Here is a 14,076-nt window from a genome sequence, read left to right as displayed (position 1 = left end):
TACGCTTTTTTACAAAAGCGCATGATATAAAAATTGGTAGTATTCATTTGTATTAAGGTAAGATGTCTTTTTTTCGTTGAGTAGAACCAAATAAAGCGTAAGAAAGTATTAACAACTCACATATAACTGATAATATCCAAGTCCATCTCCATGAACCCATATAATCTGCTAAACCTCCTTGTACTAAAGTGAAAACTGCACCACCAAATACAGCAGAAACAAAAACACCAGATGCTTTAGATGTATATTGTTTAAGCCCATTAATAGATAATGAATAGATACAGCTCCACATAGAAGAATGTAATAATCCTATGGCAACAAGAAACCAAATATTTTCTGTTGTCATTGCAATTATTACCAATATCGCTGCAAGAGATGAGGTTGTTATAAGTTGTTGACGAGCAGATACATTTTTAAGAAAACTAGATATAACACGACCAACTAAGAAACCTCCCCAGTAAAGAGTAGATAAAAATGCGTGTATTCCTAAATCTTTTCCTCCAATAATAAGATCGGTGTGTCCAAAGTATTTAATTGTACGACCAGTTTGCATAAGCTCAAAAGCATACAAATTAATATTTGCACCAATGGCAACTTCTGTTCCTACATAAAAGAAAATAGCAAGTACACCCAAAACAAAATGTCTAAAAGACCAAATGCTTCTTTCGAGAGGTTCTTCTTCAGAAGCTCTTGTGTTTGCTATATCTGGAATAGATAATTTAGAAGTTAAAAAAGTAACAATTAAAATAATAAGAATTAATACAGCAAGTGGAATTAGCAATTGTTGTATTTGCACATTTTCTATAGAAGTACCACTAAACATAATAAGTGTAACAAAAAAAGGAGCAGCTGTTGTACCGATAGAATTAATACCAGTTGTAATATTTAAACGTTGTACAGATGTAGTTCCTTTTAAGTTATATGAAGCAACATACGGATTAACTACAACTTGTATAATGGCTGCAGAAGTACCCATTAAAAATGAACCAAAAATAAAGAATAGAAAACCATAAGGAATAGTTGCGCTAGAAAAATGTAAAGCACTATCTGGAAAAGTATAACCTACCCAAGTAGATGTTAAATACATAGAAAGACCAGCAATAATGAATAATAATCCTCGAATAATCGTTTTTTGATAACCGTAGATGTTAACCCATTTACTTCCTAAAGTACTGTTTAATAAGTAACCAAGAAAAAAGAAAAAGGTAATAGAGGTTGTAAGTGTATTTTTATAATTTCCTGCTTCTGATAGAAAAGTAACTTTTAATGGCGCTTGTAATTGTTCATTTACAGTAGTTAAGAAACCTACAATAAAGTAAATGAAAGTTACAATAGCAAAGGGCCATATATAATGTTTGTTTGTTTTCATGAGGTTTTGATTTTATATTTATACAATTGTTTTTAAGACAGATAATGTATCTTGATCATTAATTTCCTTAACAAAATTTAAATACAATTGCATAAAATTCTGAGACGAAGCTAAAGGACATCCTTTAAAAGGTTTAAAATTTAAAAACTCTTCTGGATTTTCATTTTCTACAAATGCGTATTCTTCATTAGTTAACCAAGGTTCACCAATTTCATAAGCCGCTCCATTGTCGTCAATTTTATTTTTTAAATACGCTCTATAACTTGCTACAAGAAATGCTACTCGTGTTAAGTCTTTATTGTCAGCAATCATTTTTGTAAGATTAGGAACGATATAAACAGGGAATTTTGAAATTCCATCAAAACAAAGTCTACTTACTTGATCGCTTACAGCAGGATTTGCAAATCTTTCTAATAAAGTCGCTTTATATATTTCTAAGTCTGTATTTTTAGGAGCAGGAACATATGGCGTAATGTCAATATCCATAAAATCTTTTAGAAGCTTTAGGATTAATTCATTCTTCATAGCCTCATCAACTTTTCTAAAACCAGCTAAAAAAGAAGGATATGAAAGAAGTGTATGCGAGGCGTTAAGTAAACTAAGTTTCATGTTTTCATAAGTAGAAACATCGTCTGTAAACTCTACACCAACATCTTCCCATTGTGGTCGACCAGCAATAAAATTATCTTCTATAACCCATTGTATAAAATCTTCACAATAAACAGGAATTTCATCGTTGGTATTGTTTTGTTTATTTAGCCAAATAACATCTTCTGGTTTTGTAGCAGGAGTAATTCTATCTACCATACTATTAGGAAATGAAACATTATTTGAAGCCCATTCTTTTAATTGACTGTCTTGTTTTTCTAGGAAAGCTGTAAAAGCATATTTTGCTGTATCTCCATTATGTTGTAAATTATCACAAGAAAGTATAGTAATTCCCTCTTGTCCAGCATTCATTCTTTTTCTTAATCCAGCAGCGATAAATCCGAAAACTGTTTTTGGGTTTTCTGGATTTTGGATATCATGTAGAATAGAAGGTTCTTCTAACATGAATTTTTTACTTGTATTATCAATATTATATCCACCTTCTGTAATTGTTAGTGTTATAATTTTAGTAGTATGGCTTGCGATTTTATCTATTACAGCATTCGGATTTTCAACACCCCAAATTAATTCGATAAGCGATCCAATTGTGTATATTTTATTCTCAGAGTTACCTCCACAAACTGTAAGTGTATATTCACCATTTTGTTTTTCAAGCGACTTTATTAATTTTTCGTCACTAGGTAATAATGCTACACCACAAATACCCCAATTATGTTGAGTAGGGTTTTCTAATAATTGATTTGTATAAAATTGTTGGTGTGCTCTATGAAAATTACCTATTCCGATATGTACAATTCCAGATGTACAATTTGCTCTATCATATTTATAATTTATGATGCTATTTTTTTCGGATTCTATATTAATTTTAGTCATATAGTATAATTAGTTAATGTATATATTTTAGCTAAAGTAGCTATTATAACGTTGTAGTTAAGTGACATATAACCTGCAAACGTTCCCAAAATCTGCAAACGTTTGCAGGTTGTTTACCTAAATAGTTTATATTTGAGTTAAAGAACTTTCTACATGAAATCAGTAACACTTAAAGATTTATCAAAATATCTTCTATTGTCTACTTCAACAGTATCTAGAGCTTTATCTGGAGATAAAAATATTCGCAAAGAGACAAGGGATGTTGTATTAGATGCTGCTCAAAAATTAGGATATAAACCAAATCTTATTGCTAAAAACCTAAAACTAGGGCGTTCATTTAGTATTGGTGTTATTGTTCCAGAAATGGTAACTCCTTTTGCAGCAAAAGTAATAGAAGGTATACAGCAAACAGCTGTTCTTAAAGGTTATCGTGTTATGGTAGCACAGTCTAGTGAAGATCCAGAAATTGAAAGGAAAAGTTTACTGATGATGAAAGAATTTCACGTAGATGGTATCATTATGAGTATGTGTCACAAAACTCATAATATAGATTTGTGTGTAGAATTTCAGGAAAGTGGAATACCAATAGTTTTGTATGACCGTATTGCTCCATCATTAAAAGTACCAAAAGTAATTGTAAATGATTACGAAGGAGCAAAAGCAATTGTAGAACATCTTATAAAAAGTGGTAGAAAGAATATTGTTTATTTACAAGCTCCAGATTACATTTATAACGCTACTGAACGATTAAGAGGCTATCAAGATGCATTGTATCAGTTCGATTTAAAATTTGATTCAAAATTATTAGTAAAAACTAAACTAACTTTCGATGGAGGAATGAAAGCTGCAAAAAAGCTTTTAAAAAGAAACATTGAATTTGATGCTATTTTTGCTTTTACAGATACGATGGCAATTGGTGCTATGAATTATTTAAGAGAGCAGGATATAAGTGTTCCAAAAGACGTTGCAATCGCTGGCTTTTCTGGGACAGAATTATCTACAATTGTTTATCCTAAATTAACGACGGTAGAGCAACCTTTACACGATATGGGGGTAGAAGCTGCTAATTTGATTATTCAACAATTAGAAAAGAATCTAAAAACAGAAAAAATAGTTGTCTTTGATACGAAACTGAAAATTCGTGATTCGACTTGTTAGTTAGAAATCTGATAAGTATATAATAAAAAAAGGTTGGCACATTGCCAACCTTTATATTTTGATCGTTAAACAACGATTAATTTACTTTACTTAAAGTACGTACTCTAATTTCTTGTAAAATATCTTCAACAGTTTTTCCAATATATGCTCCTTCTTCAACGATAGGATATAATTGATCGTAAGACATAATACGTGTATTATCTATACGTAAATTTACGTGTGATCTGTTAAAATCACGATGAGATTTTACACCAGTCGCAGAAATTAATTCTGATAAAATATGCATTGTTTTCTTGTGGAAGTTATACATACGAACAGATTTATCTTGGATATCTAAACCTTTCATTAACTCACGGTCTTGTGTTGCTACTCCAACAGGACATGTATTTGTATTACATTGTAAAGCTTGAATACAACCTACAGCCATCATCATAGCACGAGCAGAGTAAACTAAATCCGCTCCAATTGCCATTGCACGAGCAATATGGAAAGATGAAATAATTTTACCTGATGCCACAATACGGATATCTTTTTTAAGATTGTAACCACGTAAAGTATCAACTGCAAAAGCTAAACCGTCTAATAAAGGCATTCCTAAAGAGTTTGAAAACTCTACAGGCGCAGCTCCAGTTCCACCTTCACCACCATCAATAGCAATATAATCTGGTTTAATACCAGTTTTGATCATTGCTTCACAAATTTCAATAAACTCACGTTTGATACCAATACATAATTTAAAACCAACTGGTTTTCCTCCAGATAAATCTCTTAATTGCTTAATGAAATGTAACATTCCTTCTGCATCCGAAAAAGCAGAGTGAGAAGGAGGTGAATCTACAGTTGTATATGGTTCTACTGCACGAATGGCAGCAATTTCTGGTGTATTCTTATTTGATGGTAAAATTCCTCCGTGACCAGGTTTTGCTCCCTGAGAAATTTTTAATTCGATCATTTTTACATTTGGTAAAGTTGCTCTCTCAATATATTTATTAGGATCGAAACCACCATCAGCAGCACGACAACCAAAATATCCAGTACCAATTTGCCAAATTAAATCTCCACCTGGCTCTAAATGATATGGAGAAATACCTCCTTCACCAGTATTGTGAGCAAAATTTCCCATTTTAGCACCTTTATTCATTGCTAAAACAGCATTCTCACTTAAAGATCCAAAAGACATTGCAGAGATATTTAACAAACTTGCTAAATATGGTTGTTTACATTCGCTACCACCAACTTTTACACGAGGATCATCAGCATGTTTAATTTTACCTGCATACATAGAATGGTTTAACCATTCGTATCCTGGTTGATAAACATCTAATTGAGTTCCAAATGGAACGGTATCAATTACATTTTTTGCACGACGATAAACCATGCTACGCATTAAACGATCAATTGGTTTACCTTCTGTATCTGTTTCTACAAAATATTGCATAATTTCTGGACGAATGCTTTCTAATAAATAACGTCCATGTCCAACTACAGGGAAATTCCTTCTAATTGCATGCTTTGTTTGCATAATATCAGAGATTCCTAATCCAATAAGAGGAATAACGATAATTAATGACCATAGAATTCCTGGCCAAAGTAGAGATGCAGCGACAATTGCAACTAAAATAACGATAGATCCTACTACGAAAAGTTGTCTTACTTTCATAAGTAAAAAATTAAATGATTTTGATTATAAATTTAGCGTCAAATATATCTAAAAAAACTCGGTTTAGAGCGTTTATTTACAAATAAATTTTGTGTCAAAATATATACCAAAAAAGTAATTTTTAATTAATTAATATTTTTCCTGAGTGATAAAATAATATTGAATTTTAGGACATTTTTTTTAGAAAATACTCAAACTTTATCCCTAAATCTTAACGAACCATTCTTTTAATAATTCTTTTGAAACCTGCTATTTTTAAAGATTCTAGATAAAAAAAATGCTACTTTTTATTCAGAAATAATATTTATTCATTATTTGTTCGATAAAAAAAAACGGTAAACTGATTGGAGTTTACCGTTTTGTGAAACTTGAAAAACTATATGTGATGATTTGATTACTTTTTAGGCTCTATTTTATAATCTCTTTTAGAAGTATAAGTTCTACCAAACATATCCGTTACTTTTACTTCTATTGTATGATTTCCAACTCCAAGATTATTTGGTGCTTTTGTTTGCCAAAGATGATTACTTATTTCTGGGTTAGAAGGTCTTCTTCCTGTCAATAACTCTTTAGATAAATCCCATTTCTGTACCATAGCATTATAAGTGGGATCATGTGCTTCTATTTTTTTCATCTGTTTCCAAGAAGCATTATCTATTCTATATTCTACTTTGTCTTTTTCAGTACCCATAAAAACATTTGCAACAATCATAGAAGAATTCCATCCTTTATCAGCAATAACATTTGGAGCATAAATTTCTACTTTATATTCTTCTGGTTTTCCAGCAACTTTATAATCTAATTGATATTGATTTCCTTTAATTTTTAAGAATGCATAACCTCTAGGCGTCCCATCACGCATTGTAGAAACAGGTACACCATCTTCGTTTAATTCGCCAGAATACCAATCACCAGAAGTTGTTCCTACATTATATTCATGTAAAGGTTTACTTCCTTTCCAACCATGTTTTTCACCATAGAATTGGTTACTTTGAGTATGCATATGTGCCGATAAAATTAGCAGATTAGGAAAATCTTTAATAATATCCATAAATGCTTGACGACTTTTTGGTTCGAAATGACTTTCATCGCCAACAAATAAAGGAATATGAAATGATATAACTACCAATTTATTTTTATCAACAAATTGTAATTCATTTTTTAGAAAATCTATTTGATCTTGACGAAAACCTCCCCAATATCCTTTTCCATCTCTTGGATCAGGATATAAAATATTATCTAAAACAACGAAGTGAGTATTTCCATAATTGAAAGCATAATTAGCTGGTCCAAAATTTCTCTCAAATGTTTCGTCTGAATATAAATCGTCTTTTGCATCTAAATTCATATCATGGTTACCAATTACATTGTACCAAGGTAACCCCATGTCTTTCATTACCTCTTTATAAGGTGTATGTAGGGAAAGATCATCACCAACTAAATCTCCTAAACTTATTCCGAAAACTTTTCCTTTATTTTTTGTTTTTGCTTCATCAACAATTGCTTTTCTAAAGTAATTCACCTCTTCCATTGTGTAAGTTTGTGGATCTCCAAAAATGAATGAAGTAAAGTCTTCCGATTCTTGACTAGGAATTAATGCAAAGTTTAATTCTTTAGGTAATTTTTCTGTAGGAGAAACACCTTCGTATTTTAAATTCGCAGGAGAACCTTTTGGTTTATGTGTTACATAATATTTAGGAAGATTGTATTGGTCTAATGCAATAGCGTAATTTGAAGGTTTAATAACAAATATCTGATTATCATCTGAAAGATTCAAATCATATTTTCCATTTTTGTCAGTAATAACAACATCGCTACCATTTGAGACAGCAACATTAGGAACTCCTTTTTCTGATCTATCTTTTTTCCCGTTTTTATTACTATCAGCGAATACGTATCCTTGTATTGATTGTTGTGCAAAAGCCTGAAATGATACAAAACAGCTTATGCTTAAAATTAATTTCTTCATTTTATTTATGTGTTTATTTTTCCCACCAAACTTTTGTGTTAATATCGTCTGGTCCCATGATTTCTAATGCTTTTAGATAATTGTTATAGTTATGTGTTTGTACAGAAGTTGGATACAATAATCTAGAAGGCATGATGTTATTATTTCTTCCAGCTTGTATTTGTGGTAACTTAGGGAATCCAGTCCTTCTATACTCGTACCATTGTTGGTAATCTACAAAATATAAAGACAGATATTTTTGAGTGATAATTTGTTCTAGAGTCGAATTGTATTTATTATTTACATTATCAAAATAATTACTAGGAATTGGCTGTTGTGTTAAGTATTCAATAGCAGCAGTAACTCCATTCACATAATGAGTTTCGGCATTGTTATATAATCCTTTTTGAGCCATTTCAGCTTTTATAAATTCAACTTCCGAGTAAGTCATGATTACAATTTTCATAGGTGCTTCTGCTTGTAATCTTACTAATCCAGAAGGCGCATAATCAAAAATTTCAGAGCCATTGTACCCAGCAGGAATTCCCTTAAAACCAATTTCCTGATTATTAAAATCTCTTGCCTTAGTAGCAATAAAGTTTATTCTTGGATCTTCTCTTTCTACCAATTTGTCTACAAAGAAACTTCCCATAGCTCTACCATTATTGTAATCTTGTGGTCTTGGCCAAGGAGAAAGATTTGGTGAAATACCTGTTACTTGTAATACTGCATTGTCTGCATTACTAGCAAAAATTGGGTATTTCTGAACATCAGAAAGAATAGTAATAATTTTTTGACTCGAATTAAAATCACTCTTATTAGAAGTTCTTAATAATAATCTTAAATGAAGCGAATTTGTAAATTTTTGCCATGCAGTAAGATTATTATTGTATAATAAATCTGCTGTATATGGTAAAGGAATTGCTTTATTGTATAAACTATTTGCTCTTTCTAAATCGGCTAAAAGAATTTCATAGATATCTTTTTGTGTGTCAAATTTTGGCTGACTTATTCCTTCTTCTGCTCTTAGAGCTTCAGACATCGGAATGTCTCCAAACATATCTGTAAGGTTAGAAAATCCCCATGCTCGTAAAGTAAGTGCAATAGCTTCGTAATTAGGAAGATTTAGTTCTTTACTTCTCTTCAACATTTCGTTTACGTTTGCTAACCAATTGTATCCAGAAGACCATGTAGAACTTCCTGTTCCTTGCGTAATATCAAATCGATGAACTCCACCAGCAGTTACATCTGGATAAGGAACATGTACTTGCATAAGCGCACTTGTTATGTCATAGTTTTTTAAAGCATTGTTACTAGATAAACCATAAATAACAGGATTTATTAAAGAACCAGGAGTTACAGAAGTTGTAAGATTAGGATCGATATTCGTTTCATCAAATTCGCTTGTACACGCTGTAAAACTTGAAAAGACAAACAAAGTAAATACTATTTTTAATATATTTTTTTTCATTTTATTAGAATTAAAGTGATGCTTTTAGAGTAAAACCAACAGATGCAGTAGAAGGCATTTGTCCCATTTCTACACCTGGAATAAGAGAAGAGCCTTCTATAGAAGCTGTTTCTGGGTCATATAAAGGGAAATCTGACCACACAGCTAAATCTCGACCATAAATAGAGAAGCTTAAATTTTCTAAACCTGTCTTATTTATAAATTTTTTAGGCAAATTATAGGTTAAGCTAATTTCTCTTAGTTTGATATAAGAAGCATCAAAAGAGTTAGATTCTACATTGGCTCTTCTGTAATATTTTGCGTAATAATCTGTCACTAAAACTTGTTCTGTATTTGGAGAATAACTACCATCTGTATTTTTCACAACTCCTTGCCCTACAATATATCCTGTTTCTCTACCAGGTAATGTATCTTTTAATTTACCTTGTTCCATCATTTTATGATAAGATTGAGAGTAAACGATACCTCCATATTGACCATCAAACGTTACAGATAAGCTTAGGTTTTTATATCTAAAATTATTTGTTAAACCAGCTCTCCATTTTGGTGTAGCATCACCAATATATTCTATTTCGCTTGGGTAAGCAGGAATACCATTTTCGTAGATAATATTTCCTTGCGGATCGCGTAAAAAACCATAACCATAAATAGCTGTAGTAGAACCTCCAATTTTACCAATTACACTTACTGTACCAGATGTTGCCAATACTTTTTCGTCTACACCATCTGTAAGAGATAAAATTTCATTTTCATTTTTATACCAATTCGCAATCATTTCCCACTGGAAATCTTCTGTTTTAATTGGTTTTACATTCATCATAATCTCAATACCTCTATTACGAACTTCACCACCGTTTACAACAGCTCTCGTATAACCACTTGTAGGATCTGTAGGCACAACAATAATTTGGTTTTCTGTATTGGTTTGATAAACTGTAAAATCTAATCCAAAACGTTTTTTGAACATTAATAATTCAAATCCTGTTTCCCAGCTTCGTGTTATTTCAGGTTTTAAATCTATATTATGTAATTGCGTTGGAGTAGTAGATGAACCAGGGAAGTCATTACTAGCATAATATTTACTTGTTCTGTAAGGATCTGTGTCATTACCAACCATTGCATAGGCTAATCTATATTTTAAATAGTTAATAGGTTTTGCCATTTTAAATATATCCGATAAAATAAAACTAGATGATACAGAAGGGTAGAAGTAAGATCTATTTTCTTTTGGTAATGTACTAGACCAATCATTACGAGAAGTAATATCTATAAAGATTTGATCTCTGAAACCAAACGATAACATTCCGTAAATACTATTTACTTTTTTAAATCGATCAAAGGTTTTTACAATAGGACTATTTGTACCATTACTTATTTTATAAACTCCAGGTGTTACCAATGCATCTACTTGTGTATCTACGCGATAATATTCATAATTCATTCTATTACCACCAAGGTTTGCAGTAATCGTAAAATCGTCTCCAATTTTATCATTATACGTGAATAAGAAATCACTATTCATTTCTTTTTTCTGAATATCTTGGCGTTTGTAGTGTCCATTTAGCCAACGATTCATGTCATGTGGTCTTCTTTGTTCTCTTAATTGATTGAACATATTTAAACCAGAACGAACCATTAAGCTAAGTTTAGAATTTAATCTAATATCAGCTTGTAAGTTTCCTGTAATTTGATTGCTTTTAAAAGGGTTTGTAGCCTCATTTGCAATAATAAATGGATTATCGATATAAGAACTATATGGCTGAATTTGACTTGTTAATTCTTCTCCTTTTCGCCATCCAGGTTTATACCAATCAAGATCTACATTTGGATTTTGAAAAATCATAAAGTAACCAATAGACCCATTGTTGTAACCTGTTCCAGGTAGATTGTCACTTGTTTTGTTGACATAATTAACAACAGAAGTTAATTTTATAGCATCTGAAATCTGATAACGGCTATTAATGGAAGCTGTATTACTGTTAAAACCAGTATTTGGCATTATCCAAGAATTGTTTACATTTCCAATAGATGCTCTAATAGAACCTTTATCATTTCCTCCAGAAACTGTAACATTATTTGTGTAAGTTACACCAGTATCCCAAAATGCTTTGCGGTTATCTTTATATGGTCTCCATAAAGTTTTTTCTGCTCCTCTTCCTTGTACAGTTGGATCGTATTGATAGTAATATTGACCATCGAACTTAGGACCAAATGCACTACTCGTAGCACTAGTAGAGTTTCCATCTGTTGTTGTCCCATAAGAATAATAGAAATCTCCATTCTTATTCTTTTGTAAAGATCCTTGTCCATATTCATATTGATAATCTGGCCATCTGTTGATATAATCTACTGATACAGAAGAACGAAAATCAACACCAACTTTTTGAGATTTTTTACCAGATTTAGTTGTAATCATTAATGCACCTCCACTTGCTCGAGAACCATATAAAGCCGCAGCCGCAGGTCCTTTTAAAACAGAAACACTTTCTATATCATTTGGATTAAGATCTGATAAAGCATTACCAAAATCGATAGGAGAATCAGCTCCCATATAAGAAGAATCATTACCAGAAGAAGTAAACTCTGGGTTCATAGGAATACCATCAATTACAATTAAAGCATAGTTTTTTTCCATTTCGGTAGAACTATTCCCTCTTAAAATAATATTCTGAGAATTGATTGGTCCAGATCCTGCAGAAACAATATTAAGTCCTGCTACTTTACCTTTTAAACCAGAAGACCAGTTATTATTTTCTGTTGTATTCAATGATTCAGAATCGATTGTTTGTTGAGCATAACCTAATTTCTTTTCTTCTCTTTTTATTCCTAAAGCAGTAACAACAACACCTTCTAAATCTATATTAGAATCTAGTTTAACTAGAATAGAGTTGTTATCTCCAGAGTTTATACTGTAAGCATCAAGGAAATATGATTTATAATTAAGATGTTCAATCTCTATATCATAAGTCTGATTTGAAAATAAACCTTCTACAACAAAGGTTCCGTCTGCATTTGTTTGAGTAGAGTAAGATGTTTTTCCGTTGGTTTCTGCAATAACAAGAACTTGTGCTCCTGCTACAGCTTTTCCATCTTCATCTTGTACAATTCCTTTAATTTTAGATTTCTCTTGTGCCATCAATTGTAATGAGGCAAAACATAAGGAAAGTAATGTTAAATAGCGTTTCATGTTTTGTTAATATTTTTTGTTTTTGGGCAAAAGGGTAACTGTAAGTAATGTTAATTACTTATGTATCAATGTTTGTTATGTTGTTTTTATGATTTTATTTACTAATAATAAACTGTTTTTGTTGTTGCGTTAATTTCAGTTCATTTAATTGACAAATAATTTTTAGATGTTGATCAATATCTATATTTCCATCTAGATGACCAGTAAAGGTTAATCCAGCAGAAGAGTCCTTGTATAAAATTTCTACATTATATAGTGTAGCTAACTTTTTAAATACTTCGTTAAGTGGTGTTTTATCAAACACTATAGCTTCTTCAGTAGTAGTATTTTCTTTAATAGTTTCTTTTTGTGTAGTTGTTTTAGCAATTAACTGTTCTTGTTCTCGTAACTTCACTTTGCTAATTTTTTCTATCTTCTCTTTTCTTACATCAGTTATATAAGTTAAAGTATCTAGTGTAAAGCTTTGTTTTGGAGTTAGATAAATTGGTTTAAAAGTTTTACTATTCACTTTTAAAGGTTTTATAACTACTTTACCTTCTAATAATTCTACACTAGATTGATTTTTAGCATAATGCTCATTCACAATAAAAATAGTTCCTAGAGCAGTTGTGCTAAACAATTTAGTATTAACTATAAATGGTAGATTTTTATTTTTAGCGACATTAAATTTTGCTTTTCCAGATAAGTAAATGGTTCTATTTTTCTTGTTATAATTTTTATGATAAGAAATTTTAGAACCACTATAAAGGATGATGGTAGAGTTATCAGATAGCTTTATATTTTTTGAATGTGTGTTATCATAATTGTGAACTGTCATTAAATCACTTTCAGAAAAATTCGATTGGGTATTCGTCGTATAAAATTTAGTTACGCCAATCGCCATGAATAAAAGAATAATTACAGCCGCAGAAATTTTTAGTAGAAAACGAGGAGAATAGCTCTTTCTTTCTACAACTTTATTTTTATTGATATAGATGTGTATATTTTTTAAAGTTTCTTCTGCTTTTTCTGGAGACAAAGAAACCGTAGAGTCTTCTTTTAAATGCTCAGCTACTTCAGATTCATGCTCTAATAACTTAAGAAGTGATTCCTTTTCTTTAGTTGTACTAAAACCTAACCAATATTTTTTTAATAATCTTTCTATCATAACTACTTTAAAAACGCAGTAGGGATAAAAAGGGGATGGTTTTTTAGGTTAACAAAACGTAAAAGAATTATTAATTAAAAAATTTAAGAAAACACCCTAATAAAAATAGATTTGTAATAGAAGGAGATTTTTTATGTACGTATTCTCTTATAAAAGCATTTGCTTGTTTTAAGTAGTCGCCAACAGATTCCTTGGAAATCATTAATTTTTCTGCAACTTCTTCTTTAGATAAACCTTCGTAGCGATAAAGTTTAAAAACTTCTTTTTTTCGAGGAGAAAGAGATTGAATAGCCTCTTCTAATAATTCTAATTTTAAAGCATATTGATTCTCAAATTCCAATGATTCATCAAAATTTGATTTCAAATTAGCTATTTTACTTTCTTCAAGTAATTCTTCTGTTATTTTTCGACGAAGAAAATCAATAGATTTATTATAGCTAACAGTAAATAACCAACCACTAACATTTTTATCGAATAATTTATGCTCTCTATTATTCCAAAGCGTAATGAATACCTCCTGCAAAATATCAAGCGCTAAATCATCATCATAAATTAGTTTTTTTATGTTTCTGAAGATGGTTTGATGATATTGAGAATATATTTTATTAAATTCTGTCTCATGTAGAGATTTAGAAACCAATAAAGCCATTATAT

At 30.8% G+C, this 14,076-nt stretch carries 9 protein-coding genes; 1 reads left to right on the top strand and 8 read right to left on the bottom strand.

The features are described from left to right. Positions 1–52 precede the first annotated feature (52 nt). Both BUA86_RS05035 and BUA86_RS05030 read right to left on the bottom strand, forming a co-directional pair. Positions 53–1,369 carry an MFS transporter gene (locus BUA86_RS05035; RefSeq protein ID WP_072930462.1) on the bottom strand — a complete coding sequence of 439 codons (1,317 nt, stop codon included), beginning with the start codon at positions 1,367–1,369 and terminating at the stop codon, positions 53–55. 18 nt (positions 1,370–1,387) lie between these two features. Further along, positions 1,388–2,851: a mannitol dehydrogenase family protein gene (locus BUA86_RS05030; protein WP_072930460.1), complete on the bottom strand. Its 1,464-nt coding sequence runs from the start codon at positions 2,849–2,851 to the stop codon at positions 1,388–1,390. A 153-nt stretch (positions 2,852–3,004) separates the two neighbouring features. Between BUA86_RS05030 and BUA86_RS05025 the strand changes: the two genes are divergently transcribed. Next, positions 3,005–4,009, top strand: coding sequence for a LacI family DNA-binding transcriptional regulator (locus tag BUA86_RS05025; RefSeq protein WP_072930458.1), 1,005 nt, complete (start codon positions 3,005–3,007; stop codon positions 4,007–4,009). A gap of 76 nt (positions 4,010–4,085) precedes the next feature. Here BUA86_RS05025 and BUA86_RS05020 read toward each other — a convergent pair whose 3' ends face one another. The 6 genes from BUA86_RS05020 to BUA86_RS04995 form a co-directional block, all read right to left on the bottom strand. Then, positions 4,086–5,669 carry an FMN-binding glutamate synthase family protein gene (locus BUA86_RS05020; RefSeq protein WP_072930456.1) on the bottom strand — a complete coding sequence of 528 codons (1,584 nt, stop codon included), beginning with the start codon at positions 5,667–5,669 and terminating at the stop codon, positions 4,086–4,088. 394 nt (positions 5,670–6,063) lie between these two features. Continuing rightward, entirely contained in the window at positions 6,064–7,638 is a 1,575-nt protein-coding gene (locus BUA86_RS05015) for a calcineurin-like phosphoesterase C-terminal domain-containing protein (RefSeq protein ID WP_072930454.1), read from the bottom strand. A 13-nt stretch (positions 7,639–7,651) separates the two neighbouring features. Further along, positions 7,652–9,088 (bottom strand): SusD/RagB family nutrient-binding outer membrane lipoprotein, encoded by a 1,437-nt coding sequence (locus BUA86_RS05010; RefSeq protein ID WP_072930452.1) that lies wholly within the window; start codon positions 9,086–9,088, stop codon positions 7,652–7,654. 10 nt (positions 9,089–9,098) lie between these two features. Beyond that, a complete protein-coding gene (locus BUA86_RS05005) occupies positions 9,099–12,275 on the bottom strand; it encodes a SusC/RagA family TonB-linked outer membrane protein (RefSeq protein WP_072930451.1) in 3,177 nt (1,058 codons plus the stop codon). Positions 12,276–12,369: 94 nt separating this feature from the next. Then, positions 12,370–13,422: a FecR family protein gene (locus tag BUA86_RS05000; protein WP_072930449.1), complete on the bottom strand. Its 1,053-nt coding sequence runs from the start codon at positions 13,420–13,422 to the stop codon at positions 12,370–12,372. Between the two features lie 70 nt (positions 13,423–13,492). After that, positions 13,493–14,071: an RNA polymerase sigma factor gene (locus BUA86_RS04995; protein ID WP_072930447.1), complete on the bottom strand. Its 579-nt coding sequence runs from the start codon at positions 14,069–14,071 to the stop codon at positions 13,493–13,495. Positions 14,072–14,076 lie beyond the last annotated feature (5 nt).

Origin of the sequence: Chishuiella changwenlii, from assembly GCF_900142565.1 — a bacterium.
Classification (GTDB): domain Bacteria; phylum Bacteroidota; class Bacteroidia; order Flavobacteriales; family Weeksellaceae; genus Empedobacter; species Empedobacter changwenlii.
Note: the sequence above shows the minus strand (reverse complement) of the source record. Positions and strands in the feature narration are given on the sequence as shown.

What these genes read in the sequence shown, in the direction of transcription:
- BUA86_RS05025 (WP_072930458.1), top strand. Translation starts at nt 3,005, where the DNA reads ATGAAATCAGTAACACTTAAAGATTTATCAAAATATCTTCTATTGTCT.
- BUA86_RS05000 (WP_072930449.1), bottom strand. Translation starts at nt 13,422, where the DNA reads ATGATAGAAAGATTATTAAAAAAATATTGGTTAGGTTTTAGTACAACT.
- BUA86_RS05035 (WP_072930462.1), bottom strand. Translation starts at nt 1,369, where the DNA reads ATGAAAACAAACAAACATTATATATGGCCCTTTGCTATTGTAACTTTC.
- BUA86_RS04995 (WP_072930447.1), bottom strand. Translation starts at nt 14,071, where the DNA reads ATGGCTTTATTGGTTTCTAAATCTCTACATGAGACAGAATTTAATAAA.
- BUA86_RS05005 (WP_072930451.1), bottom strand. Translation starts at nt 12,275, where the DNA reads ATGAAACGCTATTTAACATTACTTTCCTTATGTTTTGCCTCATTACAA.
- BUA86_RS05010 (WP_072930452.1), bottom strand. Translation starts at nt 9,088, where the DNA reads ATGAAAAAAAATATATTAAAAATAGTATTTACTTTGTTTGTCTTTTCA.
- BUA86_RS05030 (WP_072930460.1), bottom strand. Translation starts at nt 2,851, where the DNA reads ATGACTAAAATTAATATAGAATCCGAAAAAAATAGCATCATAAATTAT.
- BUA86_RS05020 (WP_072930456.1), bottom strand. Translation starts at nt 5,669, where the DNA reads ATGAAAGTAAGACAACTTTTCGTAGTAGGATCTATCGTTATTTTAGTT.
- BUA86_RS05015 (WP_072930454.1), bottom strand. Translation starts at nt 7,638, where the DNA reads ATGAAGAAATTAATTTTAAGCATAAGCTGTTTTGTATCATTTCAGGCT.